29 protein-coding genes and 3 pseudogenes are annotated in these 26,344 nt (G+C 54.3%); 26 read left to right on the top strand and 6 right to left on the bottom strand.

What is annotated here, in order from left to right:
• From holA to JCM13995_RS07125, 5 genes are all read left to right on the top strand, one after another.
• A partial coding sequence (gene holA, locus JCM13995_RS15930) for a DNA polymerase III subunit delta (protein WP_225350773.1) occupies positions 1–1,680 on the top strand: 1,680 nt, incomplete at its 5' end.
• Between the two features lie 10 nt (positions 1,681–1,690).
• Positions 1,691–1,804, top strand: a complete 114-nt coding sequence (locus JCM13995_RS17685; protein WP_369385654.1) for a hypothetical protein — start codon at positions 1,691–1,693, stop codon at positions 1,802–1,804.
• Complete coding sequence (locus JCM13995_RS15925; RefSeq protein WP_225350772.1) at positions 1,755–1,901, top strand: hypothetical protein; 147 nt, start codon at positions 1,755–1,757, stop codon at positions 1,899–1,901. Before JCM13995_RS17685 ends, JCM13995_RS15925 begins: the two co-directional genes overlap by 50 nt.
• Positions 1,902–2,010: 109 nt before the next feature.
• On the top strand, positions 2,011–2,244 hold the full coding sequence (locus JCM13995_RS07130; protein WP_054664005.1) for a hypothetical protein: 234 nt from the start codon (positions 2,011–2,013) through the stop codon (positions 2,242–2,244).
• The gene (locus JCM13995_RS07125) at positions 2,222–2,494 is read left to right on the top strand and encodes a hypothetical protein (protein ID WP_054664002.1); all 273 of its coding nucleotides are present in this window, start codon (positions 2,222–2,224) and stop codon (positions 2,492–2,494) included. The genes JCM13995_RS07130 and JCM13995_RS07125 overlap by 23 nt, the downstream gene beginning before the upstream one ends.
• Positions 2,495–2,655: 161 nt before the next feature.
• Here JCM13995_RS07125 and rpsT read toward each other — a convergent pair whose 3' ends face one another.
• Positions 2,656–2,907 (bottom strand): 30S ribosomal protein S20, encoded by a 252-nt coding sequence (rpsT, locus tag JCM13995_RS07120; RefSeq protein ID WP_054663999.1) that lies wholly within the window; start codon positions 2,905–2,907, stop codon positions 2,656–2,658.
• Positions 2,908–3,049: 142 nt separating this feature from the next.
• Between rpsT and JCM13995_RS07115 the strand changes: the two genes are divergently transcribed.
• The 7 genes and pseudogenes from JCM13995_RS07115 to JCM13995_RS07085 all read left to right on the top strand — a co-directional run.
• Positions 3,050–3,301 (top strand): hypothetical protein, encoded by a 252-nt coding sequence (locus JCM13995_RS07115; protein ID WP_054663996.1) that lies wholly within the window; start codon positions 3,050–3,052, stop codon positions 3,299–3,301.
• 127 nt (positions 3,302–3,428) lie between these two features.
• A complete protein-coding gene (gene rpsO / locus JCM13995_RS07110) occupies positions 3,429–3,698 on the top strand; it encodes a 30S ribosomal protein S15 (RefSeq protein WP_054663993.1) in 270 nt (89 codons plus the stop codon).
• Positions 3,699–3,871: 173 nt separating this feature from the next.
• A complete protein-coding gene (locus JCM13995_RS07105) occupies positions 3,872–5,554 on the top strand; it encodes a ribonuclease J (RefSeq protein WP_054663991.1) in 1,683 nt (560 codons plus the stop codon).
• 115 nt (positions 5,555–5,669) lie between these two features.
• Complete coding sequence (locus tag JCM13995_RS07100) at positions 5,670–6,587, top strand: hypothetical protein (RefSeq protein ID WP_054663988.1); 918 nt, start codon at positions 5,670–5,672, stop codon at positions 6,585–6,587.
• 211 nt (positions 6,588–6,798) lie between these two features.
• Positions 6,799–7,988 (top strand): annotated as a pseudogene (gene tuf / locus JCM13995_RS07095) (elongation factor Tu).
• A 102-nt stretch (positions 7,989–8,090) separates the two neighbouring features.
• Complete coding sequence (locus JCM13995_RS07090; protein ID WP_054663985.1) at positions 8,091–9,311, top strand: MFS transporter; 1,221 nt, start codon at positions 8,091–8,093, stop codon at positions 9,309–9,311.
• Between the two features lie 68 nt (positions 9,312–9,379).
• Positions 9,380–9,637: pseudogene (locus JCM13995_RS07085) on the top strand (hypothetical protein); the annotation flags it as partial.
• 288 nt (positions 9,638–9,925) lie between these two features.
• Here JCM13995_RS07085 and JCM13995_RS07080 read toward each other — a convergent pair.
• Positions 9,926–11,200, bottom strand: a complete 1,275-nt coding sequence (locus JCM13995_RS07080; RefSeq protein ID WP_054663979.1) for an RNA-guided endonuclease InsQ/TnpB family protein — start codon at positions 11,198–11,200, stop codon at positions 9,926–9,928.
• Between the two features lie 104 nt (positions 11,201–11,304).
• On the opposite strand from JCM13995_RS07080, the gene JCM13995_RS07075 reads away from it, so the two are divergent.
• Together JCM13995_RS07075 and JCM13995_RS15920 are read left to right on the top strand one after the other, a co-directional pair.
• Entirely contained in the window at positions 11,305–12,006 is a 702-nt protein-coding gene (locus tag JCM13995_RS07075) for an alpha/beta fold hydrolase (protein WP_054663975.1), read from the top strand.
• Positions 11,996–12,133 (top strand): hypothetical protein, encoded by a 138-nt coding sequence (locus tag JCM13995_RS15920; protein ID WP_225350771.1) that lies wholly within the window; start codon positions 11,996–11,998, stop codon positions 12,131–12,133. The genes JCM13995_RS07075 and JCM13995_RS15920 overlap by 11 nt, the downstream gene beginning before the upstream one ends.
• Positions 12,134–12,201: 68 nt before the next feature.
• Here JCM13995_RS15920 and JCM13995_RS07070 read toward each other — a convergent pair whose 3' ends face one another.
• The 3 genes from JCM13995_RS07070 to JCM13995_RS07060 all read right to left on the bottom strand — a co-directional run bounded on the left by JCM13995_RS07070 (position 12,202) and on the right by JCM13995_RS07060 (position 15,578).
• Positions 12,202–13,590: an MFS transporter gene (locus JCM13995_RS07070; protein WP_054663972.1), complete on the bottom strand. Its 1,389-nt coding sequence runs from the start codon at positions 13,588–13,590 to the stop codon at positions 12,202–12,204.
• A gap of 33 nt (positions 13,591–13,623) precedes the next feature.
• Entirely contained in the window at positions 13,624–14,007 is a 384-nt protein-coding gene (locus JCM13995_RS07065) for a MarR family winged helix-turn-helix transcriptional regulator (RefSeq protein ID WP_156314363.1), read from the bottom strand.
• A gap of 122 nt (positions 14,008–14,129) precedes the next feature.
• The gene (locus JCM13995_RS07060; RefSeq protein WP_082397759.1) at positions 14,130–15,578 is read right to left on the bottom strand and encodes an amino acid permease; all 1,449 of its coding nucleotides are present in this window, start codon (positions 15,576–15,578) and stop codon (positions 14,130–14,132) included.
• A gap of 220 nt (positions 15,579–15,798) precedes the next feature.
• Here JCM13995_RS07060 and JCM13995_RS16915 point away from each other — a divergent pair, with 220 nt between their 5' ends.
• The 8 genes and pseudogenes from JCM13995_RS16915 (at position 15,799) to JCM13995_RS14420 (ending at position 21,093) form a co-directional block, all read left to right on the top strand.
• The gene (locus JCM13995_RS16915; RefSeq protein WP_263849600.1) at positions 15,799–16,371 is read left to right on the top strand and encodes an aminotransferase class I/II-fold pyridoxal phosphate-dependent enzyme; all 573 of its coding nucleotides are present in this window, start codon (positions 15,799–15,801) and stop codon (positions 16,369–16,371) included.
• Positions 16,277–16,984, top strand: a complete 708-nt coding sequence (locus tag JCM13995_RS07055) for an aminotransferase-like domain-containing protein (RefSeq protein ID WP_263849599.1) — start codon at positions 16,277–16,279, stop codon at positions 16,982–16,984. The genes JCM13995_RS16915 and JCM13995_RS07055 overlap by 95 nt, the downstream gene beginning before the upstream one ends.
• A 95-nt stretch (positions 16,985–17,079) precedes the next feature.
• Positions 17,080–17,721, top strand: a complete 642-nt coding sequence (locus JCM13995_RS07050) for a hypothetical protein (RefSeq protein ID WP_054663969.1) — start codon at positions 17,080–17,082, stop codon at positions 17,719–17,721.
• A 171-nt stretch (positions 17,722–17,892) separates the two neighbouring features.
• Positions 17,893–18,685: pseudogene (locus JCM13995_RS07045) on the top strand (Cof-type HAD-IIB family hydrolase).
• A gap of 38 nt (positions 18,686–18,723) precedes the next feature.
• The gene (locus tag JCM13995_RS17680) at positions 18,724–18,996 is read left to right on the top strand and encodes a phosphoglycerate mutase family protein (protein WP_369385653.1); all 273 of its coding nucleotides are present in this window, start codon (positions 18,724–18,726) and stop codon (positions 18,994–18,996) included.
• A complete protein-coding gene (locus JCM13995_RS17675) occupies positions 18,941–19,306 on the top strand; it encodes a histidine phosphatase family protein (protein ID WP_054663963.1) in 366 nt (121 codons plus the stop codon). The genes JCM13995_RS17680 and JCM13995_RS17675 overlap by 56 nt, the downstream gene beginning before the upstream one ends.
• Positions 19,293–20,447 (top strand): MalY/PatB family protein, encoded by a 1,155-nt coding sequence (locus JCM13995_RS07030; RefSeq protein ID WP_162230918.1) that lies wholly within the window; start codon positions 19,293–19,295, stop codon positions 20,445–20,447. The genes JCM13995_RS17675 and JCM13995_RS07030 overlap by 14 nt, the downstream gene beginning before the upstream one ends.
• A 238-nt stretch (positions 20,448–20,685) precedes the next feature.
• Entirely contained in the window at positions 20,686–21,093 is a 408-nt protein-coding gene (locus JCM13995_RS14420) for a selenium binding protein (RefSeq protein ID WP_156314362.1), read from the top strand.
• A 204-nt stretch (positions 21,094–21,297) separates the two neighbouring features.
• On the opposite strand, the gene JCM13995_RS07025 is transcribed toward JCM13995_RS14420, so the two are convergent.
• Positions 21,298–21,780, bottom strand: coding sequence for a hypothetical protein (locus JCM13995_RS07025; RefSeq protein WP_056989605.1), 483 nt, complete (start codon positions 21,778–21,780; stop codon positions 21,298–21,300).
• Between the two features lie 954 nt (positions 21,781–22,734).
• Here JCM13995_RS07025 and JCM13995_RS16910 point away from each other — a divergent pair.
• From JCM13995_RS16910 to JCM13995_RS07010, 4 genes are all read left to right on the top strand, one after another.
• Positions 22,735–22,866, top strand: a complete 132-nt coding sequence (locus tag JCM13995_RS16910; protein WP_263849598.1) for a hypothetical protein — start codon at positions 22,735–22,737, stop codon at positions 22,864–22,866.
• A 6-nt stretch (positions 22,867–22,872) separates the two neighbouring features.
• On the top strand, positions 22,873–23,793 hold the full coding sequence (locus JCM13995_RS07020; protein ID WP_054663956.1) for a hypothetical protein: 921 nt from the start codon (positions 22,873–22,875) through the stop codon (positions 23,791–23,793).
• Positions 23,717–25,174, top strand: a complete 1,458-nt coding sequence (locus tag JCM13995_RS07015) for an AAA family ATPase (protein WP_082397757.1) — start codon at positions 23,717–23,719, stop codon at positions 25,172–25,174. Before JCM13995_RS07020 ends, JCM13995_RS07015 begins: the two co-directional genes overlap by 77 nt.
• 72 nt (positions 25,175–25,246) lie before the next feature.
• A complete protein-coding gene (locus tag JCM13995_RS07010; RefSeq protein ID WP_082397756.1) occupies positions 25,247–26,254 on the top strand; it encodes a 5-methylcytosine restriction system specificity protein McrC in 1,008 nt (335 codons plus the stop codon).
• Positions 26,255–26,344 lie beyond the last annotated feature (90 nt).

Genomic DNA, 26,344 nt, shown 5'->3' with positions numbered 1-26,344 from the left:
CTCGCGTTTGGCCGCTGGCAGTGGCTGGGCGGCTGGGTCATTTTGACCTGGCTGGTCGTCAATGTGCACCCGCAGTACCGGGTGACAATGTTTGATGTCGGCCAGGGCGACTCGCTCTTAATCGAAGCGCCGTTCAAGCAAGGCGCGATTTTGATCGACACCGGAGGCCGCGGGTTTGGCTTTTCCGCCAATCCGCCGGCCAAGCGGGTGATCGTCAATTACCTGCGGGCCCGCGGCATCACGCACCTGGACGCGCTGGTCCTGACCCACGCGGACGCCGATCACGTCGGCGATGCGGCAGTGCTCACTAGACTGATGCCAGTCAAAACGCTCGTGACCACGCCACTGGCCGCCAGTCACCCGTACATCCTGGCGGCTAAGGCGGGCAGGGTCACGCAGCACGTGCAGGTGCTGGCCGGTCAGACGCTGGCGATCGGGCCGCTGAAGCTGCGTGTGGTGGCGCCCAGCGATGCAAGCGCCACGGAGAAAAACGCGGACTCGATCGTGCTCTATGGTAAAATAGGGGACAGCAATTGGCTGTTCACCGGGGATGCCGACCAAGGCGTCGAAACACGCGAGTTGATGCCCCAAGCGCTTGAAGTTGATATGTTAAAAGTCGGCCATCACGGCTCCAAGACGTCCTCAGCACCCGAATTCATCCAGCAGATTAAGCCAAAACTGGCGTTGATTTCCGCCGGCGTGAACAACCGCTACGGGCACCCGCACCAAGAGACGCTGACCACTCTGCAGGCGGCCGGCGTGCCGTGGCTGAATACAGCCGCGGGCGGTGCGGTGTGGGTCGATGCGAGCAGTAAGGCCTCAGTGTGCATCAATTTTTATCGGAAGAAGGCGGCCCATGACCGTTCAGGAGCTGATCAGACAGTTGAAAAAAAAGGCGAGCTGCCGCCGTTGGTGCTGCTGCTGGGCACCGAGCAGGCACTGGTCGACCAAGCGCTGGCCGCGCTCAAAGCCGTGATTCCGCCCGACCAGCAGACCATGAACTACGCCACTTATGACATGCGGCAAACGGCCGTCGGGGTCGCGCTGGACGACGCCGCCTCGCCGCCGTTTTTCGGCGACTGGCGCGAAGTTGTGATCTCTGACCCGTACTTTTTGACCGGAGAAAAGCCCAAGTCCGGCCCGGAGCATGATGTGCAGGGGCTGGAGGCCTACTTCAAGCAGCCGGCGCCGTCCACGGTGATGGTCGTCGTTGCCCCGTACGAAAAGCTGGACGCGCGCAAGAACGTGGTCAAGGCGCTAAACCGGTCCGCCAAGATCGTCAACGTGGCGCCGCTGGACCAGCGCGCCGCTGAAGCCGCGGTGCAGCGCGAGCTCAAGGCCCAGCACCTGCAGATCACGCCGGACGCGCTGAACGCGCTGGTGCAGCGCACCGCCGGGGAGTACACCGCGATGGTGCACGAACTGCCTAAGCTGAAGCTGTACGCCGCAGAAGGGGCGACCATTGACGCCGCCGCTGTCGATGAGCTGGTGCCCAAGGCGCTGACGGATCGGGTGTTTGACCTGGTCGACGCCGTGGTACGTAAAAACACCACGCAGGCGCTCAGTCTGTATCGCGACCTGTTGCTGCAAAAAGAGGAGCCCATTCACTTGAATGCGCTCCTAGTGATGCAATTTAGGCTGCTGCTGCAGGTGCAGATCCTGGCGAAAAAAAGGGTATAGCCAAGGGGACATTCAGCAGACGCTCAAGGTCCATCCGTTCCGCATTAAAAAAAGCCCTGCAGGAGATCCGCCGCGTGGATGGCAAGACCCTGCGTCGCGCCTTCAGTGGGTTAGTCGCCACTGAAACCGCGATGAAAACCGGCCGGGTGGATAAGAACCTGGCGTTTGAGCTGTTTGTTTTGCAGTACACGAGTGGTCAGAAAATTACCTTAGGAGCCTGATTAAACGGCGGCGCGGCTCAGACCGCGGCGCCATTTTTGGTGGCCGAGGGTAAATCCTTGCCACCTGGCTTCGCCGCCTTTACGCTAGGGAAAACTGGAGGTGAGGGGAATGGCCAAGACCTGGTTGGACCAATTATTGATCAAAGCCTGGGGTATCAGCGTCGACTACGATGCGTGGACCCAAAGATTGGTCTGGCGTGTCCTGAGTGGGGCCTTGATGTTATTGCTGCCGGCTGAACTCATGGTGATGGCTGCGTATGCGCTCACCGCGGCCCGGTGGCTGATCAGCGCGAATTTTTTTGGCGCTGGAGCTCTTGGTCTTGATAATTGGCGGCATCTTTGAGATTGACGGGCTGCACGCGCGCCCCCAACCTCACTTGAGTCGGCCGGCTATTCTGCTGCGCGGATTGATCGGACTCCTCTGGCAAACCGCACTGATCGTGCTCGTGGCGCTGGTTAACGGTGTGGTCTTCGGTTTCATTAGGGTGGATCGCCTTTCTGCCGCGCCGTGGGATATGATTGGGGCAGTGATCATGGGCGCAGCGGTGGCAACTCTGACCAGAATTTGGACCCAATACCAAGAAGCGGGCTGATCGGGGGGACATCACGGAAGCGAAAAAAACGCCGCAAGCGCATGGCTTACGGCGGATCATCTGGCTACGGCGGGTGACGCGGGTGGGTGACTCGCCCCGCTCAGTGCGACTGCCTTCTCACCCGACAAAAAAAAGCCTGCACACGGCAGGCAATTGGTTGATTACTTGAGCAAAGCGTGAAGACGGCTCTTGTCGCGGCCAGCCTTGTTCTTGTGGATCAGGTGCTTGGTGGCAGCCATATCGAGGGCGCGTGCTGCGTCCTTGTACAGGTCCTGCGCGTTGTCAGCGCCGGCAGCTGCGGCTTCGCGGAACTTCTTGACCGTGGTACGCATATCGTTCTTTTGACCGATATTCAGCTGACGAGCAGCTTCCTGGGTCTTGACCCGCTTGATTGCTTGTTTGATTTGTGGCATGAATTTCACCTCCGGGCTGAGTTTTGTAGTGCGTAGCTTTTGTTTCAACAGATAGCATTATACCGAAGGCTTGGCCTCATTGCAATAAAAAGTTGTAAAGGGAAAATGCTTGATAGCCGTGTCCAGAAAGGAATGTTTCTTTATGAGTCAACATCATGCGTCGCTGGATTCACCAGTCACGGAAAAACAGCTGTTGCGGTCAGCATGCGTCAACGCCCTTTGGTTTGTCATTGCAGGCGCCTTTTTCGTGACTGCAATTCCGGAGTTCAAGAGCCGCACGTCGGTCGTATACGGCTTGGCGTACCTGGCGATTGTTGGGCTCGCCCTGTATAATGGGTACACAGGGCTCCGGGACGTGATTCACACGTTCATGCGCAATCAAGCGCCGCGGTAAGCCACAGTTGCAATCCGGCCGGCACTGGCGTAAAGTAATTAACGTTCCAAGAACCTGACACTTAGCCCGGCGGCTCACCGCGCTTCGCTCAGTCTCAGGCAATTTATATGAAGGGTGGAAATATTCCATGGCTGTAACAAAAGAGCAAAAAGAAGAAATCATCAAGAAGTACGGACGTAAAGAGGGCGACACTGGTTCACCAGAGGTCCAGATCGCGCTTTTGACCGCCGACATCAACAACCTGACCGACCACATGTCCAAGCACAAGAAGGACTACCACTCATACGTTGGTGAAATGAAGAAGATCGGCCAACGCCGTAACTTGCTTCGCTACCTGCGTAACAAGGATCTCGCCCGTTACCGTGACCTGATCAAGAGCCTCGGCCTGCGTCGTTAATATTGAATTTTCCAAACCACTTTGCTTCGGCAAGGTGGTTTTTGTTTGCTCCAAATAACGCCGCCACCAGCGAGATAGGCTTTCCTTGGTTGCTGTGGTACACTGGAACAAGGAATAATTCGTTGTCACCTTAGGGTGGCGGAAAAACCTAATACAATCTACGAGGTGTACCTATGAGTAAAATCAAAGTGGTCGCCCTCGGTGGTGTGCGTGAGAACGGTAAAAACATGTACGCGATCGAAGTGGACGATCAAATTTTCGTTGTCGACTTTGGCCTGAAATATCCGGACAACGAGCTGCTGGGGATCGATGTTGTGATTCCTGACCTGACCTATTTGGAAGAAAATGCCGATAAAATTGCCGGTATCTTCCTCACTCACGGCCACGCGGATGCCATCGGCGCTTTGCCATACTTCATCGGCGAGCATCCGGTTCCGGTCTTCGGCTCTGCGCTGACCGTCGCGCTGGCCAAGTTGACGCTGACGTCCAACCCGAAAGCCAAGAAGTTCAAGGATTTTCACGTGATTACCGAGAAGTCGGTCATCGACTTCGGCAAGGTCAAGGTCTCATTCTTCCCAACGACCCACAGCATTCCAGGCAGTCTGGGCATTGTGGTCCAGACACCGAACGGCTCGATCGTCTACACCGGCGACTTCAAGTTCGATCAGGGCGCACCGAAAATGTACCAGACCGACTTGTCGCGTCTGGCGAAAATCGGGGACCACAACGTGCTGGCGCTGATGTCCGATTCCAACAACGCGGAATCGCCGTACCCGCACGCCAGTGAAAATGACATTTATGATCACATTGAAGAAACCTTCCATTATCAGGACGGACGGATCATTGTGGCAAGTGTCGCCAACAATATCCAGCGCATTCAGCAGGTGCTGAACGCTGCCGCCCAGACGAATCGGCGCGTCGTTTTGACCGGCCGTGAAGTCGAGCGGGTGGTCAAGACCGCCATTCGGCTCAAGGCCCTGGAACTGCCAAATGACAACATTTTGGCTTCCACCAAGGAACTCAAAGACTTGAAGCCCGAGGAAACCGTGGTGCTGGAAACCGGCCGCATGGGTGAGCCGCTGAAGTCTCTGCAGCGCATGGCGAACAACAAGCACCGCCTGGTTCACATTCACGAAGGCGACTTGGTTTACATCACGACCACGATCAGCCACTCTATGGAAACCATGGCGGCCAAGACCCGCGACATGATCTACCGCGCAGGCGGCGAGGTCAAGGCCATTTCCGATGACCTGCATGCTTCCGGCCACGCGAACAAGGATGACCTGCAGCTGATGATCAACTTGCTGCGGCCGAAGTTCGTGATCCCGGTCGAAGGCGAGTTCCGTCAGCTTGAGGCCCACCGCGAAATCGCGGCGGACGCCGGGATCCCGGATGATCACATCCTGATGCCAAACGTCGGGGACATCATCTCTTACGACAAGGGCAAGCTGCACATCTCCGGGCACGTCGACGCCGGCAACACCATGATCGACGGGATCGGGGTCGGCGACATTGGCAACATCGTGCTGCGCGACCGCAAGATGCTCGCGGAAGACGGTATCTTCATTGCAGTGGTGACCATCGACCGCAAGAAGAAGAAAATTGTCTCCAAGCCGAAGATCCAAAGCAAGGGCTTCGTTTACGTCAAGACCTCCAAGGACCTGCTCAACGAATCGAGCGGCGTCGTCGAGAAGTCGGTGCAAAAGCAGTTAGACAACAAGTCCTTCGACTGGAGCACACTGAAGCAGTCCGTCCGCGATGACCTTTCCCGTTTCCTGTTTGACCACACCAAGCGGCGTCCGGTGATCCTGCCGGTCATCATGGAAGTCAACCAGAACAGTGCCAAGCGCCAATAATTTTTGAAATGAGTCGCATCCGCGTGGTGCGGCTTTTTTTTCGTGCACGGCTTCTGTCCAGCGGCGGCAAGGACTGTTATCATAGGATGAAGAGTAAAAAAAGGAGAGACAAAAAATGGCAAAAGTTGTCCCGTTGCCCAACAATGGCAGTCGCCATCTGACTTTGGGCGTTTCGGCCCTGCAGAAAAAGAATTACGCCAGCGCGGTTGCCCACTTGGAAAAAGCCTACAAGGAGACACCGTTGTTTGAAGTCGCCCGGCCGCTGGTGAAGGCCTATGTCGGCCTGAAGCAGCCCAGTCTGGCGCTGCCGTACGTCAGCCAGTACATGGAGGATTTTCTCAGCGGCGAAAGCACGACCCAATTGCTGTTCGATGTGTTGCTGGCGCTGCCGGATTACCGCTTTGCCTGGGCGGTCCTGAACCATGTTGATGGTCGGCTGCGCCAAACGCTGACTCAGCGCGTGGCGGACGCCGAGCAACAGGACGGGGCGGCCCATGCGGCGGCGATCGAGACGCTGGCCAAAAAGCTGCGCCACCTCGGCGGCTATGGCGCCCACACGCAGGAAACCATGATCTCAGACCTGGGCCGGCTGCCCAAAGCCAGCATGATCGCCGCGGCGACGCCGAACCTGACCGACCCGGATGTGCACCCGGCGATTCGCGTCAGCCTGCTGGACGCGCTGACGGCGGTGGGCGCCGATGATAAGGTCAAGGTGCTGGGGTACCAGACTGAGGGTGAGATCGTGCCGAGCGCGCTGCCTGGCGTCATGAACGACAAGACGCTGCTTGCGGTGCTGAATCAGGTGCAGCTCCAGATCGGTCTGACCGACCCGGAGCTGATGCGGGCGACAGTCGAGACGCTGCGCTTCGAGCTCGGGTATTTGTACCCGTTCATCGACCAGTCAGTGACGGATCCCAAGCATTTTGCCGCCAGTTACCTCAACAAAGAAGGCGCCGACGTGACCGCCCAGGAGAAGGCCATCTTTAACTGGTTAGGGGAGCAGACCCTCAAGCTCAGCGAAATGGCGAAGTAAGCAGCGACGGGTTTTCACGTGTAAAGGGTGAAAACTTGACGCCTAGCTGTTTACAAACCCGTGGGTTCTGGTATAATCAACTTCGGAATTCATTTCCAGTCAAAATATCTTTTTGGTATTTTGGCGTGAATGTAGTACTATAGAACGTAAAGGATTACGGGCTTTTGCGCCTGTGTCTTTACGAAAAAAAATACAGGAGGTTCGTTTTTTCATGGCTGAAAAAGAACACTATGAACGCACAAAGCCCCACGTTAACATTGGTACCATCGGGCACGTTGACCACGGTAAGACCACTCTGACCGCGGCGATCACCAAGGTCCTGGCTGCTAAAGGCCTGGCCAAGGAACAGGACTACGCATCAATCGATGCTGCACCTGAGGAAAAGGAACGTGGCATTACTATCAACACCGCCCACGTTGAATACGAAACGGAAAAGCGTCACTACGCACATATCGATGCGCCAGGGCACGCTGACTACGTTAAGAACATGATCACTGGTGCCGCTCAGATGGATGGTGCGATCTTGGTCGTTGCCGCTACTGATGGCCCAATGCCACAGACTCGCGAACACATTCTGCTGGCTCGTCAGGTCGGCGTTGACTACATCGTTGTCTTCCTGAACAAGACAGACCTTGTTGACGATGACGAACTGATCGACTTGGTCGAGATGGAAGTTCGTGAACTGCTGTCCGAATACGATTTCCCTGGTGACGATATTCCTGTCATCCGTGGCTCAGCTCTTAAGGCTCTGCAGGGCGATCCAGAACAGGAAAAGGTTATCCAGGAACTCATGGACACGGTTGACGAGTACATCCCAACCCCAGTTCGTGACACCGACAAGCCTTTCTTGATGCCTGTTGAAGACGTCTTCACCATCACTGGTCGTGGTACCGTTGCTTCTGGTCGTATCGACCGTGGGACGGTTAAGATCGGTGACGAAGTCGAAATCGTTGGTCTGCACGACGAAGTTTTGAAGTCAGTTGTTACTGGCCTTGAAATGTTCCGTAAGACCCTTGATCTTGGCGAAGCGGCGACAACGTTGGTATCTTGCTTCGTGGGATCAACCGTGATCAGGTTGAGCGTGGCCAAGTTTTGGCTAAGCCAGGTTCGATCCAGACCCACAAGAAGTTCAAGGCTGAAGTCTACATCCTGACCAAAGAGGAAGGTGGCCGTCACACGCCATTCTTCTCCAACTACCGTCCTCAGTTCTACTTCCACACCACCGATGTTACCGGTGTGATCGAACTGCCTGATGGCGTTGAAATGGTTATGCCTGGCGACAACGTAACCTTCGAAGTCGACATGATCGCGCCTGTTGCCCTTGAAAAGGGTACCAAGTTCACCGTTCGTGAAGGCGGCCGTACTGTTGGTGCCGGGGTCGTTTCTGAGATCCTCGGCTAATCAACAGCACTATGAAACAGCATTCCGTGTATGCGGGGTGCTGTTTTTTTGTCCGTAGAATTGCCCATGCGCTTGGTGCACGGCTGCGATATAATTGTTGTTATGCAAAAACATCGCTTTAGTATTCAACTGGTATTAAGTCCATTCATCTCACAACTCGGCAGTGCGATTTACCTGCTTGGCCTCAACTGGCTGGTGGTTAAGCAAACCGGTGACACGAAGCTGATCGGCCTGATCACAGGAGTCGGCGGCATCATGTTCTTCCTTGGCGACTTTCTGGCCGCAATCATTGTCGACCACCACGACCGCAAGCGCGTCATGATCGGTTGCAACACGATTGCGGCGGCCATTTGTGTGCTCGGTGCCGTGCTGATCGATCCCAGTGCGCCGCAGACGTGGCTGCTGATCCTCATCACCAGTGTGTTGGACCTCATGACGACCATCAACTTTCCGGCGGCCAAGGCCATCACGCCGGACATTATCGAAGCGCCGGCCCTTCAGCGGTTCAACGCCATTGCCAACGCCGTGTTCAGCATGGCCAGCATCCTGTCGCCGCTGATCGGCGGCCTGCTGCTGAGCAGTGGGCGGCTCGGCTTTCAGGGCTTTCTGCTGATCAACGCGGGCTCCTACATTGTGGCCGCGCTGCTCGTGTGGTCATTGAACAGTCCGGTGTTTAAGCCAGGCAAGGACGCCAGCGACCCGATCAAAGATACGATCTACGGCTTGAAGTACGTCGTGGGCAACCACCAGCTGGCCCTGATGATGCTGGCGCTGGGCGCGTTCAACTTCTGTGCGGCCGGCTTTTTACTGGCGGCGCCGTACATGGCGGATCACCTTTACGCCGGAAGGCCGAGCGCGTACAGTACGTTTCTGCTGATCAATGCCTGTGGTGGGTTGCTCGGCGGCGCGGTGCTGTCGATGCAGCGCCAGCGGGTGTCGGTGATGCAAGTGTATACGGAGCAGCTGATCATCGGTGTCCTGATGGTTGGGCTGGGTTTTCACCTGACCCACGCGCTGTGGCTGGCGCTGGCGCTCATCAACGGTTTCGTCAATTCGCAGATGTTCAGCAGTGTGGCTACGCTGATGCAGGGCATGACGCCGCGAGAATTACTCGGCCGAGTGTTCGGGCTGATTTTTCTGGTATACGACGGTGTCCAGCCGCTGGGCAATTTCTTCTTCGGCCAATTCATCAAGACCTGGGGCGCGCACACTTACAGCGTCCTCGGCGCCATTCTGGTCCTGAGCTTCACGCTGCTGATTTGGGCCACGCGGCGGGCACAGAGGCGCGCGAAGGGAGGCCGCAGCGATGCCACAGCGCAGTGATTTAAGTCGCGAGGCGATGAAAAAAAAGCCACCGCAGTGCTTCTGTTGCAGGAGCCGCTAACCGGGAATTTATGAAGGCGTTCTTGGTCGGTCAGCGCTGGACGGCGTTCGTCCAGGCACTGTATGGTCAGGCCACAGCGCACTATCAGACGATGATGGCCGGCCAGCAGCACACCGTGCCGGACAAGGCGCTGGCGGCGTTTGCCTTGGGCGGTCACATCAACCTGTTTGCCACCTGGCTGCAAAGCGATGATCGCACGCCGCCGGAGCAAATGGGTGAGTACTATCGGCGGCTCGCTGCCGGCATCATGCACGACTTGCAGTAGCCCATCGAAACGGGACACTTTGGCCTTGATGTGTGCTGGAAGCAGGCCTCATTTCAGCTTAAAGTATTGTTGGTCAACCACCCCTGAATCAATTCAGGGGCTTGCGGGGATAGAAGCTGAATCACTTCCTTGCCGCAATTTCCACAGATACGGTCTGCGCGCTAACCAAGCGGTCAGTGTTGGCAAACTAATTCCTGCAGCTTTAACGTCCCCAGGTTGCCATAGGGACTTGGCGTACTTCGCCTTAGTCCCATGGACACCGTAGGGCCATAGGGACTTGGCGTATGATTATGCGATCGCAGCGAGGCCTTTAGCTAAAATGTTTTGGGCGGCATTCCAGTCGCGAATGTGGTGCTGACCGCATTGTGGGCAGTTCCATTCACGCTGAACGAGTGTCAGTTTGTGCGTGTTAGCCGTTCCCATCACAAATCCACAGACATGACAAGTTTGCGTCGTGTTTTTGGGGTCGACGGTAACAAACTGCTTATTGTACAGCAGTGTTTTATAAGCCAACATCGCCAGAAATTGTCGCCAGCCGACATCACTGATACTCATTGCCAACGCGTGATTCTTTAAAAGGTTCTTACTGCGCAGTTCTTCAGCGACGACCAAGTCGTGGTTCTTGACGAGTGACGTGCTGAGCTGGTGTAAGAAGCTTTTACGCTGATTAGCCACGCGTTGATGGATCTGGGCAACCACCAAGCGTTGCTTTTGATAATTTTTGGCTTGGCGTAACTGACGACGTTCCTGCTTAGCTCGGCGCGCGCGCCGTGAAAGCTTACGCTGAGCTTTAGCGAGTTTACCAATAATTTGTCGATAAAAGCGCGGATTGGCGATGGTATTGCCGTTCGAATCCGTTAAGAAGTTGTCTAGGTTCAGATCAATGCCGATCTGAGAACCGGTCTTTTTACTTGGCGAAACGAATGGTTGCGTCGAGCCTAACTGAAACGAAACAAAATAAAACCCAGTGGCATCCATGGAAACGGTAGTGGTGCCAATACGAATACTTTCTGTACGCGTAAACAGCCACTTGGGCATGCCAGCAAACCGCAAGCGGCCAATCTTACCGATAGTGAGATGGTGGCGGTCTAACAGCCGCACTGAGCCATTAGTCATCGTCGGCTGGCCCTTGCCAGACTGATAATGATTTGAGGTTTGATAAGATTGGCGTGTATTGCGTTTGTGAAAATGGGGGAAACCGGATTGGTGGACCTGTTTAAACAGTTTCCAAGCGGTGCGGTAATTCTTAATAGCATTGGCTTTCATATCAGCATCAAAATCAGAATGATTCAACCAACCATGAATGTTACTGATGCCTGTGGCCGGACGTTTCAAACGCTCTTGCAGTGTTGTGATGCGCTGCAGAACGAGACTGATAGGACACTTCACTCGCCTTAAGGTATACAGCTCGCGATTCATTGCGACCATTTCGTTGTAGATGAAGCGGCTGGCATCACTGTTGCGCTTGATGAGGCGCTTTTGCTCGGTTGATGGGTAGACACGGACACGTACCCCAAAATGATATGGGAGTTCCGCCATGGATAACGGACTGGGTTTAGGCATAACGTCACCTCCAATCGGTACCCTAATTTTACCAAACGTATGTTCTTGGTGTCAATACACCGTGTCTTTCACCGCTCTGCAGTGACTCGCATCCCTCCCCACGATTGAAATCGGAGGATTCCTGCTTCGACTATGTTGAAACGGTTGGGAAAGGTCCTGTCCTGATCCTGGTGCCCTGCGCGAACGGCACCAGTGATATTTTCAAGCCGAACGCCGATTTGCTGAAGGACCGCTACCAGGTCGTGATGTTCGATCGTCGCGGCTACGGCGAGACTGAAATGACCACGCCGCTGCCTGAAGAAGCCGCTGAGTTTACCAGTCACTACCGCCTGACCACCGACGCCAATGACGTCATTGCCTTGGCGGACCACTTCAGTCCCGACAAGCCGGTGTTTGTCATGGGCTCATCTTCAGGTTCAATCGTTGCGGCGGAAGCCTTCACCTACAAGCCGGAGCGGTTCGCTCGGGTCGTGTTGCACGAATGCCCAACGACGACGGTGATCAATACTGAAGAATTCCAGAAGAGTGATCAAGATGCCGTCGAAACAGCCCTGCGTGGTGACTTTGCCGGGGCCCGCGACAAGTTCGCCGCCGCACTGCGCGTTCAGCCGCTTGATCGGAAAATGATGGGGTTTGCGCCTGACAGCCCAAAGCCAAGCAAGCAGCGCCTGCAAGGTATGGCGTACTGGTTCAAGTACGAAATCTTGCAGTACACCAACCAGCCAATCAACTGGGCTGTGCTGAAGGCGAACCAGGCCAAGGTCCGGCTGCTGGTTGGTACCGATCTGTCGCTCGGTGCCGCCTGAAGTCACCCGCGCCATTGGCAAGAAGCTCGACGTGCCGGTCACCGTCATTCCCGGTGGCCACCTCGGTTACGCGCAAAAGCCTGAGGGGTTTGCGGAGACCCTGGCTGCGACCTTGGACATGCGCTGATTATCAGGTGTTAAAAAAAAGCTTGTCGCCTCAACCAGAACGGTTGGGCGGCAAGCTTTTTTGGCTCGCTAGGAGTTTGCGACTTCGCGAGTGACCCGGATGATCAACCCGAGTGCGATCAAGCACAGGACTGCCAGCAGGATCAGCGTGTGCAAGGCGCCGGTCATGGTGCCAAGCGCTTGGGTGGCAGCCGTTTTCTGGCTGGCCGCGATCAGCGCGGCGGTGACGCTGGTGCCGACCGCGGCGGCGAATTGCTGCGTCGTGTTGAAAATGGCGTTGCCGTCGGTTTGCGCCTCCGGGCCGACCTGCTTCAGGCCGTTCGTCATCAGATTGCCCATGCTCAGGCCGATGCCGATCATGAAGACCAGGTACAGCACCAAGATCAGCGGGTCCGTGAGGCGCGGCATTGCGGCCATGATCAGAATTCCCAGCAGCGTGATGGCGCTGCCCAACCGCAGCGGGAGCTTAGGCCCGACACTGTCGTACAGCCGGCCGCTCAGTGGGGCAAGGAGGGCGCCCACGGCTGCACCGGGCAGGACAATGAGGCCCGCAGTCAGCGCCGTGCCGCCATCGACCAGCTGGATGTAGTTCGGCAGGAGGAAGGACAGCCCCAGAGCATTGATCTGCAGCATCGCAAACGCCAGGACATGGCTAGTAAACTCACGGTTTTTGAACAGGATCAGGTTGATGATTGGCACCTTGAGCTGGGTGGAGCGATGAATGAACAGCCCCAAGGCGATGATGCCCACCACCAAGGCCCCGCCGACTTCAAGGCTGAGCAGTGGCTGGCTGCCAAAATTGCTGATGCCGAAGATCAAGCCGCAGAAGGTGACGATAATGAGCGCCACGCTGGGCAGGTCGGTGCTGGCCTTAGAGGTCGGCACTTTTTGCTCGATGCAAAGCAGGCCGAGCAGCAGGGCGAGGATGAGAAGCGGCAGGAGAAAGACGAAAATGTAGCGCCAGCTCATCGCCGAAACGACCAGGCCGCCAAATGTGGGGCCAATGGCCGGGGCGACGCCGGTGATCATCGTGCCGATGCCCATCATGCTGCCGATTTTTGACGCCGGGACCTGTTCGATGATGATATTGAACATCAACGGCAGCGCGATGCCGGTGCCCAGCCCCTGAATGCCGCGCCCAAGCAGCAGCACCCAGAAGTGGGGGGCAATGGCGTCCAGCGCGACGCCGGCGATGAACAGCGTGATGGCGACCAGAAACAGCGGCTTGTTCTTGAAGCGGCGCTTGAGCGTGGCTGAAAGTGGCACCATCGAGGCGACCACCAGCAGATAAAGGGTCGTCATCCACTGCACAGTGTTGGTGGCGACGTGAAACTCCCGCATCAGTGTCGGGAAGGTGACGTTCATGGCGGTTTCAACAATGACGCCGCAAAACGACATGATGCCGGTGGCCAAAACGGCGCCGATGACGCGCGGGCGAATGCGCTCGGAATCAGTCATGCGCGCCTCCGTTCAGCTGGATGAAGTAAGTGATCATCCGGTTGAAGACAGCCTGCTCGGCCGGGGTGAAGGTTTTTTTCCATCGCCTGCTGCTGGCCCTGAATGTAAGCCGTGATTTTTTTGCTTCAGTTTGGTGGCCTTGGGGGTCAGGCTGACCGCTTTTTGCCGCGCGTCGGTCGCCGCTGCCGTGCGCTGAATCAGGCCGCTTTTTTCCATGCGCTGCAGCGTGAGCGTGGCGGTGGAGCGTTGAATGGCGAACTCGGCCTCGATGTCGCGCTGCAGGACCTGGCCGTGGTTGCCGACAAAGTCGATGATCGACATTTGGCTGCCGGTGAGGCCGAACTGTTTGGCGTAAGTGTCCATGTGTTTATTCATCTGGTTGGTGGCCTGTTTGATGACCATCCCAAAATTTTGCATCTGAATCGTCCTTTCGTTAGTGAGCTAACGAAAGCTATCCTACACCAATTGTCAGTCGGGTGCAAAGGCGGATTTTTTCGATGAACAAAAAAAGTTGTCAGCACGTAGCCGACAACTTAGCATTAGTCCTTGAGTTTGATTTCGTCCAGCGGGATCAGGTGCGTGTGGTGCTTGACCTTGTACCAGGTGAACAGGATCACGAACAGCGGAATGGACATGTATGAGATCAGCAGCTTGTCCCAGGCGAAGGCCTTGAGCGACGGGATGTCCTGGCCGATGATGACCACGATGCCCAGAACTAGGGCAAGAAGCGGGCCGAAGGGAAACAGCTTGGCGTGATACACGAGTTCGTCAACCGAGTGGCCCTGCTTGATCAGCGCGCGCCGGAAGCGCAGGTGCGACAGCGCGATGCCGATCCAGGCGATGAAGCCGGTGAGGCCGCTGGCGGCGACCAGCAGCTGGTAGACGTTGTTGCCCAGGACGCTGGTGAGAAACGTCAGCGCCCCGACCAGCGTGGTCAAAAGCAGCGCCGGCAGCGGTACGCCGCGGCGGTTCGTTTTGCCGTAAATGCGCGGCGCCATGCCGTTTGAGCCCATCGCCCACAGCATGCGGCTGGAGGCGTACATGCCGGAGTTGGCGGAGGACAGCACCGACGTCAGGATCACGGCGTTCATCAGGCTGGCCGCGCCGGCCATGCCGATGCGCTGAAAGACCAGCGTGAAGGGCGACATCGCGACGCGGCTTTCACTCGCCCCCAGCAGGTTCGGGTCCGTGTAGGGGATCAGCGCGGCGATCACCGCAATCGCGAGAATGTAGAAGATCAGGATGCGCCAGAAGACCTCCTTGATGGCCTTGGGGATGCTTTTCGCCGGCGTCGCGGATTCGCCGGCCGTGATGCCGATCAGCTCCGTGCCCTGAAAAGAGAACCCGGCGACGACAAACACCGAGAGTCCCGCCGGCCAGCCGCCGTGGAACGGGGCGTCGCCGATGGTGAAGTTGCGCATGCCGATGGCCGAACCGCCGCCCAGCACGCCGACAATCGTGAGGATGCCGACCGCAAGGAACACCAGCACCGTGACGACCTTGATCATCGCCAGCCAGTACTCCGTTTCGCCGAACGCTTTGACTGAGATGATGTTCAGCGCAAAAATCAGCGCCAGGAACCCGACGGAGAAAAGCCAGCCGGGCACATGCGGCAGCCAAAAGTGCATCAGGATCGCCGTGGTCGAGATGTCGACGGCCAGCGTGATCGCCCAGTTGAACCAGTAGTTCCACCCGAGCGCAAACCCGGCCGCGGGGTCAATGAAGCGCGTGGCGTACTCGGCAAATGAGCCGGACACCGGCATGTAGGTCGCCATTTCGCCCAGGCTGGTCATCAGAAAATACACCATCACGCCGATGGCGAGGTAGGCCAGCAGTGCGCCGCCCGGGCCGGCCGTGGCAATGGTCGAGCCACTGGTGACAAACAGGCCGGTGCCGATGCTGCCACCCAGTGCGATCATCGACAAGTGGCGCGTTTTCAGCGAGCGCTGGACACTGCGGCCTTCGCTGTCATTCGACTTGGCACTCATGAGAAAATCCCTCCGTTAATCGTAATAAGCATGACAAACAGCTTAACACCGGGGCATTAAACCGTGGTGAGCGGGGTTCTCATGGAATTGTTACACCCAAGGAAGGAACACTCATTTTATTGATGAATTCATTTCACCATAAATGTAAAAAGATGAGTTTTACTTCATTCGCGCGTCAGACTACGATAGAGCTAATCCCAATCGGAAAGGTCGATATCCTATGAAGTTTGCCAAGCGTGTTGCCGGAACTCAAAATGCCGGGCTGAATGACCTGTACACGGCGCCGGACCCGCAGCAGATCTCTTTTGCCGGCGGCTACCCGGATCCCGCCATGTTCCCCCAGAAGGCGCTGCAGGTCGCCATGGGGGAAGCCATGACCAACCGGGCCGCGTTTCAGTACGCCGACAGCTGGGGCTTTCGGCCGCTGCGCGATCAGCTCGCGGCGATGATGGCCGCAGATGGCATCAAGACATCTGGCGAGCACCTCATCATCACGCAAGGCGCCCAGCAGGGCATCGACCTCACCGCGCGGCTGATGCTGAATCCCGGCGACGGGCTGGTCGTCGAGGCGCCGACGTACCTGGGCGCGCTTGCCGCGTTCAACCAGTACGAACCGACCTACTACGAAGCGCCGATGCAGGCAGACGGCATGGACCTCGTCGCCCTGAAAAAAAATTCTGATGACCCACCAGGTGAAAATGATCTACACGGTGCCGGATTTTCAAAATCCGACCGGCGCGGTCATGAGTCTGGAAAAGCGCCGGGCTCTGGTGCGCCTGGCCAACCAGTTTGACGTCCTGATCCTCGAAGACGGGCCGTACCGCTTCCTGCGCTACGAAGGTACGACCCTGCCGCCGGTCAAGGTGTTCGACACTGAGGGCCGCGTCGTGTTTCTCGGCAGCATGTCCAAGATTCTCTCGCCGAGCCTGCGTCTGGGCTGGCTGATCGCCGACCCGGAGATCATGGCCGGCATTGAGGCGCTCAAAGGCGCCGCCGACGTCGAGTCCAGTGCGCTGATCCAGCGGGCGGTGAGCCAGTACCTGAGCCGCGTGGATTTCCCGGCACACCTTGCTCAGCTGCGCAAGACGTACCGCCAGAAACGTGACGTGATGCTGGATGCGCTGCATTGTCACTTGCCGGCTGACTTCACGATCACCGACCCGCAAGGCGGCTTTTTCCTTTGGCTGCAGGGACCAAAGGGGCTAGACATGACCGCTTTGCAGCGTGAGGTGCTGCTGCCGGCGCATGTCAGTGTCGTGGCCGGCCGCAATCTTTCACCAGCGCACTCGATGGTGAGCGGGGCTCGGCTGACGTTTGCGGCGCCGGCCATCGGCGACATTGAACCTGGGGTGCAGCGGCTGGCCGCAGCGCTCAGCCAAGGGGCGCGGCAGGTCCAAGCCAGATAACTGACGAAAAGAATTGACCGGACGATAGGTGTCTTTACATCACTCCATAATTTTATTATTATTAACGAAACGAAAATGGAGCAGGAGGCACCGCGTTGACCGAATTGAAACTTGCGCAGTTTGCGCTCAGCCACTATTCCGTGCAGTGTTTGGCAGACGCGACCGGCCTGACCACGGCCCAAATCGCGGCGCTGAAAGACGGGTCCATGCCCCTGGCCGAAATGCCTTACCGCGTCGTGCACGCGATCGCGGTTGTGGCGACAGGCAAGGCTTTTCCCAATGCACGCAAGATTATCCAAAAAGCGGTCACCAGCGATGACGGGACCTTATTCGTCCAGACGCTGGAGTTTGTCCCCAGTGAGCTGGGCGACATCCGCGCTTGGGGCGTGCGGCCAAGCTACGCCGTGGCGCGGGCGATTGGCGGCGATGCACCAGACCTGGTCGTGACGTTTGTCCTGATGATGATGGGCCGGCCATACGCGTTCAAGGCCCTTGATCAATACGTCGTGCTGACCGAGGCCATGGAGGCGGTCATCTTCAATCTGCAACATGCCGACTTCTCGTATAAGCTGCCTGACTATGTCGATAAAAAAAAGGCAACAAGTACTACCGGATTTTGGCGGGGTGGTACCTGCTTCAGGATCCGGAAGGGCAGGAGATCTGGGCCCGCCTGGCCACGACGATGCAATCGTTGGAGATCCACTGGGGTGACCACTGCAGTCTGGACGCGCCGGTGAAAGTGACCATGATGTCTAAAATATCGAAGTGACTCACCCCGGTGCGGCGCATCGCGGGTGATTTTTGCGTGGGCTGGCGGTTTTGTCCGCAGTCGCCGCTGGAAATATCCGCCCAGGCCCGTTCAGTTTGTTACAATAGAGAAATGAAAACGGGACCAATGGGAGGAACTTATGATTAAACTCGTCGCCGTCGATATGGACGGTACTTTTCTCAATTCAAAGCAGGACTATGACCGTGCACGCTTCGCCAAGGTGCACGCGCGCATGACTGAGCTCGGCATTCACTTCGTGGTCGCCAGCGGCAATCAGTACTACCAGCTGCAGTCCTTCTTCACCGACTACCCGAACACGATTTACGTCGCGGAAAATGGGGCGTACATTCGTGACGCCGAAACCACGTACGCCGTGCACACCTTCAGCCCTGAAGCCACCGAAACCATCACGCAGTACCTGAGCGCCGACCCGGTGCTTTCAGCCATTGCGTGCGGCGTCAAAACCGCGCACATCCGCGGCAGCGAGGACCCGGCGTTCATCAACGAGATACACCGCTACTATCACCGCCTGCAGCTGCAGGACACGCTGGAAGCGCCCGACGACCAGATCATGAAGTTCGCGACGAAAATGCCACCGGCGCGCACCCAGGAGTACATCGATAAGTTCAGCGAGGCCTTCGCCGGCATCGCCGTGCCAACCAGCTCCGGCCACGGCGACATCGACATCATTCAGCAGGGCCGCCACAAGGCCGCGGGGCTGGCCGAACTCGGTGAGGCGCTGAACATTCCGCTCAGCGAGATGGCGGCGTTCGGCGACGGCGGCAACGACCTGGAAATGATCCGCGAATGTGGCCTCGGGGTGGCGATGAAAAAACGCCGACCCCGAGGTGCTGGCCGCTGCGGATGCGGTGACCCCGGTCGACAACGATGCATCCGGCGTCTGCGCGTTTCTTGAGGATTACCTGAAATAAAAGAGGCTTGGAATCGTGAGTAAAAAAAACTGTATCTGATGCGCCACGGCGAGACCTTGTTCAACGTGCTGGGCCGCATCCAGGGCTGGTGCGATTCGCCGCTGACTGAGCGCGGCATCGCGCAGGCCAAAACGGCGCGGCAGTGGCTGGTCGCACACCATGTGACGCTGACCGAGGCGCACTGCTCGACCGCCGAGCGCGCGGCCGACACCTTGGAGCTCGTGACGGATTTGCCATACACGCGGGAAAAAAGGCTTGCGCGAGCACGGCTTTGGCCGCTTCGAAGGCCAGCCGGAGTACCTGAATCCTAAGATCCCCTATGGCGACTTTTTCGTGCCGTACGGTGGTGAGGCGGATCAGACCACCATCGACCGAGTGGTGGCGACCGTTGACCGGCTGATGGCCGCGGCGCCGGATAATGCTCAGGTCGTGATGGTGTCGCACGCCGGCGCGTCGCACAGCTTTTTGTCGCAGCGGGCACCGGCCGGGGTGCTGACACAGCGTATGCCAAACTGCGGCATTGCCATTTTTGATTACGACAATGGCGCGTACACATTTGAGCAAATCGTCGACCCAGTCGCTTGGGCCCAGCAGCGGGAGGTTAGCCATGACCAAATATGATTTTGACACCGTGATCGACCGTTACGGCACGTACTCGGATCAGTGGGATTACGTGCAGACCCGCTTTGGCGTCGCCAACCTCCTGCCGTTCACCATTTCCGACATGGACTTCGCCACCGCGCCCGGTGTGCGTGACGTGCTGGTCAAGGCCTCACAGAAAGGCATCTTCGGCTACACGCACTGGGACAACCCGGCGTTCAAAGGCGCCATCGCCGGCTGGTTCGACCGCCGCTACCACGTGGCCATCGATCAGGACGCCATTGTGTACAGTCCCAGTGTCATTTTTACCTTGGCCAAGCTGCTTGAGCAGTTCAGCCAGCCCGGCGATAAGGTCGTCACGTTCAGTCCGTGCTACGACGCGTTCATCAAAACCGTGACGTCCAACCACCGGCTGCTGCTGGAGTTCGACATCAACCACGGCGTCGATTGGGATAAGCTCGACGCCTACTTTGCGCGCGAGCACCCCGCCGTGTTCCTGCTGTGCAACCCTCACAACCCGCTGGGCATCGCTTGGTCGGGGGAGGACATGCAGCGCATCGTCGAGCTGTGCAACGCCTATCACGTCGCCATTATCTCCGATGAGATCCACATGGGCGTCGTGCGCCACGGTACCGTCGTGCACTCGCTGGCCGCGTACTTCGACCAGCTCGCCGTGCAAAAGGCCGTCATCTCGTCGGCTGGCAAGGCGTTCAACGTCACCGCCCTCGGCTGCTCGTACGCGCTGATCCCCGACGCCCGCGACCGCGAAGAGTTCGTCTATGGCCTTGAGTACCGCAGCGCGCTGTCATCTGTGCCATACCTGGGGATGCTGGCGACCATTGAGTGCTACAGCCACCAAGAGGAGTGGCTGAATCAGTTATGCGACTACATTGATGGCAACTATGCTACCTACAAAAGTATCTCAAGGACGAGCTTGGGCTGGATTACCAGATTCCGGCCGCGACTTACTTGGCTTGGATCGATATTTCGCCGCTGGGCATCACTATGCCGGCGCTGCAGCATGAAATGGTTCATGGGCAGAAAGTCGCCATCATGGACGGGCGGGTTTACGGCAATGGCGGGGCCAATCATTTACGGTTCAATTTGGGGGCACCAAGGAGCAAGGTTGAAGAAGGGCTGCGGAGGTTTGCTTGCGCCGTGACGACAGTAAAGAATTGATATTCAAACTGGAGTTTTTTTGATGGTGAATTTAGTGCATCTTGCCGTGGTTAATCGCTTAAGCTTCTATGCCCTTGACTTGCGATGAATAGAAAAATTATAAGTTTATGAGTATCCATCTCTTAATTTTCGTACGAATATAGTTTGATCCATGAGCTTAACCGATTCTTTGTAGAGAGAGGATTATTATATTGTCTAATACAAGACTAACAAGGCAGTCGTTGCCAAGTGAAGAGCTGCGCATGCTGGTAGGTACTTCAATCATCACTTTCAATTCTAATACACAGTTTTTGATTGAAAATTTTTTGGCTAAGGCAATGCCGAAAAACGAAGACTGGTGGACGCTTACAGATGTTGAAGCTGGAGTGGTTTATGAAAGATGCCATCAATTTTTGGTTGACCTTCACAGAAATGATATTGCTGATATGTTTTTTGATTTGGTTCAAAGACGTAATCGTATTGTTCATTGTTTTCAGTTTTCACATTCCGATGGCTCGCAGGCGCTTGCTACGCTGACAAGAAGGACTCATCAACAGTTTGAAATAGATAAAGCGTACCTGCTTAGATTCATAAAAGACAATGAATCTCTGGCTTTGCTTTTGGATGATTTTCGGAATCAAGGCTCGTAGTGGAGTATATAGAGTTTGATTTTCTTATCCAAACAAATGAAACAGTTAATATGTTTACTTGAGGCAAAAAGTAATCATGATACAGGAAAAACAACAAAAAAATGTCTGTTTATATTTACCCGCGTTTATAGCTCGACAGATATTAAAAAAGACGCTGGACTGATTCGACTCAATTATAAGTCGATGTGTCCAGCGTCTTTGTCGCTAATCAACGTCAAAATCACGATTAAACTGTGAGTCGGTCCATGAAGTGTCTTCCACCGAACTGTCATCGGTTGCGCTCATTTCTGATCTACTTAAACCATGATGATAGACATTGCCGTTATCATCTTTGGCAATTCCGACTATTTGTTCCCAATAGCTGTCATCTGCGTGATCCATAATCCTAGCCATATATACGTAATGTCCATTGATTTTGAACACGTAGGTATTTGATTTCGTATTCTTCATCAGGATTATTGTTTCTCCGTTAGACGCCCGACCGTTGGTAAATCCTTCATCTAGCTGTCCCCATGCGGACAAATCATAGATATTTCTGTCATGCTTATTGCACCAGGACATGACTGCTTCGGGATCACTATTTCCCTTTGGCACCCAAGGCTTTTTCACAAAAATGATCCATATTGCCAAAACCGCTACAAGGAAGATAAACACGCGACGCTTCCCTTGGGAGGTGTTTGTTTGCATAACCGTCCAACTCTTTCCCTACTATTCTTTTTTTGCGAATACTACTAAGCCTAACATGAATGAATGTAAGAAATGCTTTTGATAGGAATAATTACGTTCAAAGAACAGTCTTTCTTGGTCATTTTATTCAGGGTTGTTCAAGTTTGTAGAGTTTTGATTTAAAGTATCTTCTATCTTAGACTTGGAGCAGCTGGGTTATTTTTTATTTACATGCGATAATTTTTAAACAAATCATTATGATAAAGGAACAAATTTATTATGGCAGTGAGAAGAAAAAAATTATTAGAGGAGTTCATGCCAGCGTTTGAAAATTAGGCTGTGCTCTGATGCCTACCAAATTTGCCGTATACGCAACGACTAAATGACCTAAGCATAAGCGGTCAAATGTACTGTGTGACTCTACTAACTGCAATCATATCTGCACGCAAGATTAATCACGATACCTATGACTGAGCTATCATTTCCAGCCTGAAACTTGTCTGATATAGATCCACATTTCAACGCTCATAATCATCTTGGCGAAGCTGAGAGGGCTAAGGAGAGCTAATCGCCTTCTTGAATGATTTCAATAATTGCAGTAGTGAGGGCAGAAGTGTGGTTAAACCTATGTACCTCAAATTATGGACGCAGGGCAGCGGTGGTGTTGAGTTGTTGTCAAAGTAGGTAATAGGTAGAAACACGGGGAAAACACTGCAGCCTCTGAAGTTAGACTTGATTTTTAGACAGTCACTGTAATATAGGTTTTACAGCGTTTGAATTCATGTTTGTAATCGCCTCCATATTTTTCTGCTAAGATAAAAGTGGCCGGACCAATTTAATGGGTTTCAGAGAAGACCCATATGATGCGTCTATCTGGCCGAGCTGCTTTAAACTGCATTGAGCGAGATTGTTGAATGCATTTTTCGAAGCCCACATTTTTAGATTATGAAGGTTATCTTGAAAGGAGCTTCTGGTATGGAAAAGGGGAATACACAGGAGAAGAAAAACAACTTCTCATGGGTAAATACGTATATGGCAATTGCTGATGCGTTGAAGCCTTACGAAACGCAACAGACCCAGCTCATCGAAATTATTCATTCAACGTAAAAAAAATTGGGAATACATTTAGCTAGACTGCAAAGAAACGATGATGATCTGAATAAAATTGATCCTTTTACATTTTTCGGGCTCTTTAACAAGAGACTTAAAAAGGAAAACAGAATTCGGATTATCGCCGAGTTGATGAACCAGCTCCATGTCAATGCGCCTGTGCCAAGTGAATTCGATGGCGTTCCACTTGTAAATAGTTTTACGGCAGCTTTTTATCCGTTTGCGCCTGATCAAACTCCGAATCAGATTGAGGATTTATGGAGCCTCTTTTTATCAGCTTTGGATTTAGCCGATAACCAAGATACGGCAATTACTGAAGACTTTGTGAAGGCCTTCAATCGAGTTAAGGCAGGCAATCCACAGGCCACGACTGTCAAATTGACCATGGGGTTGTTTTGGGTGCGGCCATTGAGGTTTCTCAGCCTTGATCAAAACAATCGGGCTAATATTGTCGAAAAGCGCGCTTTGAATGAGCAAGTGCGGCAGACAGTTCAGCTCTTTTTAAAAACAGACACAGATGGTCAGCATTATCTTCAAGTCTGTGATGAAGCATTGAAAGCCTTAAGGGAGAATGATTTGGCCTTTCAGACTTTTCCTGAATTTTCGGAGTACTCTTGGGAACTTGCGAAAAGCTCAATAAAGGACTATGACCCACAATTTTCCAATGAAGAATGGGATGCTTTGATCGCTGATCCGAAGATTTTTACGCCTGAAGCACTGGAAATCATGAACGATTGGCAGCAATTTGATAACGCCGCGGCTACTTGCACTCAGGTAGCGGCGCGTTTTGGCCGCAAAAAGAACTACTACCTCACCCAGACTGTCAGTTTGGCCCAACGCATTGCCGATGTTAAAAAAAGGCATGACTCTGCTGAGTGGTCAAAAGGATGCAAAGTGGTGGCCAATTGTCTTCACGGGGTCTAAGGCCGATGCGGAAACGCCAGGAAGTATTGTTTGGCAGCTAAGGCCTGGTTTGAAGGGCGCCTTAGAAAGAGCAGCTGATGGTGGCCAACGCTATTGGTGGCTGAACGCAAATCCTAAAATCTGGACTTTTTCCCTTGAGAAAATTGGGACCACGCAGTCCTACACGATTCGGAGTGAGTCAGGGCACCTGCGTCGCATCCCTCAGAATTTCCGCGATGCTAAGCCTGGTGATAAGTTCATTGGATATGAGACTTCGCCGACCAAGCAAATTGTTGCTTTGGGGACAATTGTTGCACCACCGGAGCCCGACACGGTGGGGTTCAGGTCTGACGAGTTACTGGTCAATCGAATCGATTATGCCGATATAAAAGCTGATCCGGATTTGGCAAACATGGAGTTCTTCAAGAATCCCAATGGCTCATTGTTCAAACTGACAAAGGATGAGTATGAGACCATTCTCGATCTTGTTCGTGATGCTAATCCCGATGGGCCGAAAAAGGAGATTATGGAGTCATACTCAAGGGCTAAATTCCTCGAGGATGTCTTTATTGAACCGACAAAATACGATTCCTTGGTGGCGTTGCTCGATGACAAGTTGAATGTGATTCTACAAGGAGCACCGGGGGTCGGGAAGACCTATTCTGCTAAACGTCTCGCATGGTCCATCCTAAGCAAGAAAGATGACAGCCACATCACCATGGTGGAGTTTCATCAGAATTACGCCTACGAGGATTTTGTGATTGGGTATCGACCACAGGAAGATGGTGGCTTCAAACTGACTGAAGGCAAGTTCGTCAAAGCTTGTCGCCAGGCCCAGTCCGATCCAGATGAAAAGTATTTCTTCATCATAGATGAGATCAATCGCGGAAATTTGAGCAAAATATTTGGTGAGCTGCTGATGGCGATAGAGAAGGATTATCGCGGTCAACCGATTCCACTGGCCTATGGCGACAAATCGCTGGTTGTCCCAAAGAATCTATACATCATTGGGATGATGAATACTGCCGATCGTAGCCTGGCTATCATTGATTACGCACTGCGGCGACGCTTCAGTTTTGTTGACATGGAGCCGGCATTTGAGACACAAAGCTTTGGTGATTATCTGCACCGTATGAATAATCCAGTGCTTGATAGGATCGTTGCAGTCGTCAAGCAGTTAAATGTTGCAATCAGCAAGGATGAGGCACTTGGCGCGGGCTTTGAGATTGGACACAGCTATTTTTGCAATGGCGAAAATGCACAGCCCGGTTGGCTGAAACGGGTCGTTGATTTTGATTTGAAGCCGACACTGGACGAGTACTGGTTTGATAATCAGAGTACGGCGGAGGAATGGAAGAAGAAGTTGAGTGACGCTGTGGCGGAGGATTCCAACAATGCTTGAAGATAAGGGCATCCTCATTAAGAACATCTTCTATATGCTGTCCTACAGTTTTCAAATCCTTAAACGCGGGCAATATCGAGAAGTCGCAAACGAGGAGTTTTCGAACATCGAGGACCTTTTGCCGAGATCATCGTCAAAGGTGTCCGAGTTCAGGTTAGGCAAGGTCTGTATAGCGAGTATGTCCCCAGGCGTGAGTCATTGCCAACCGTGCGAGGAAAAATTGATCTGGATGGAACAATTCAGCTGAAAGTGGCACAACGTCTCCAGGTCAGCTGCGACTTTGACGAGTTCTCTGAGGATAATCAGCTGAATCAGGTCTTGAAGGCGACGATGTTACTCCTTCTTGGTTCTGCCCAGGTCAAGTCGGCGCGCCGCAAAGAGCTGCGTCAGCTTTTGCCGTTCTTCCAAAATGTTCGCGAGGTGCCTCGCGCTCAGCTGCGAACAATGCTGGAGCAGGCGCTAACGATGACTTATCAACGTAACAACCAGAACTATCGGGTGCTTGTGAATGTCTGTTACTTTGTCCTCATGAGCTGGCTGAATTCAGATCAGTCTGGTCAGTTTAAGATGCGCGAGTTCACAGACGAGCAGATGCCGAAACTCTTTGAGAAATTTGTGCTGGAATACTATAAGCAGGAATACTCGCCTCGTTTAAGCGCTGCTGCAAGTGAAATCAAGTGGCAGATCGATGACCATGCGCCTGCCAGCCATCTGGAGCAATTGCCAGGGATGCATACGGACATTACGTTGCGTGATGAGCCCAATCAGCGGATGTTGATTATTGATACCAAATATTACACACAATCACTGTTACGGTTGTACGGAAAAGATTTGCTTAAGTCACCGAATTTTTATCAGATCTACGCGTACGTGAAGAATGCTGCTGAGGCGAACCCTGATTACGAGGTGGGCGGTTATCTACTATATGCTCAAACGCAAGGAGACGTTCAACCAAGCCTCCGCGTTTCTATTTCGGGTAATCAGCTCGGAGCAGTGACCTTGGATTTGAATCAGCCGTTTGACCGAATCAAGAAGCAGTTGAATGGGATTGCAGATGCATACTTTCAGATTACGGATTAGAGAGACCTGAAAATCTTTGATTGTACAGGTTTCTTAGGTTTTCTTCAGTGCAGCACAGAGTTTTGATCTTCAAATTCTTCCCTCAATTTT

The organism is Lacticaseibacillus camelliae DSM 22697 = JCM 13995 (assembly GCF_001311195.1).
GTDB lineage: Bacteria > Bacillota > Bacilli > Lactobacillales > Lactobacillaceae > Lacticaseibacillus > Lacticaseibacillus camelliae.
The sequence above is the reverse complement of the archived record's forward strand: the minus strand, read 5'-3'. Positions and strand labels throughout refer to the sequence as shown.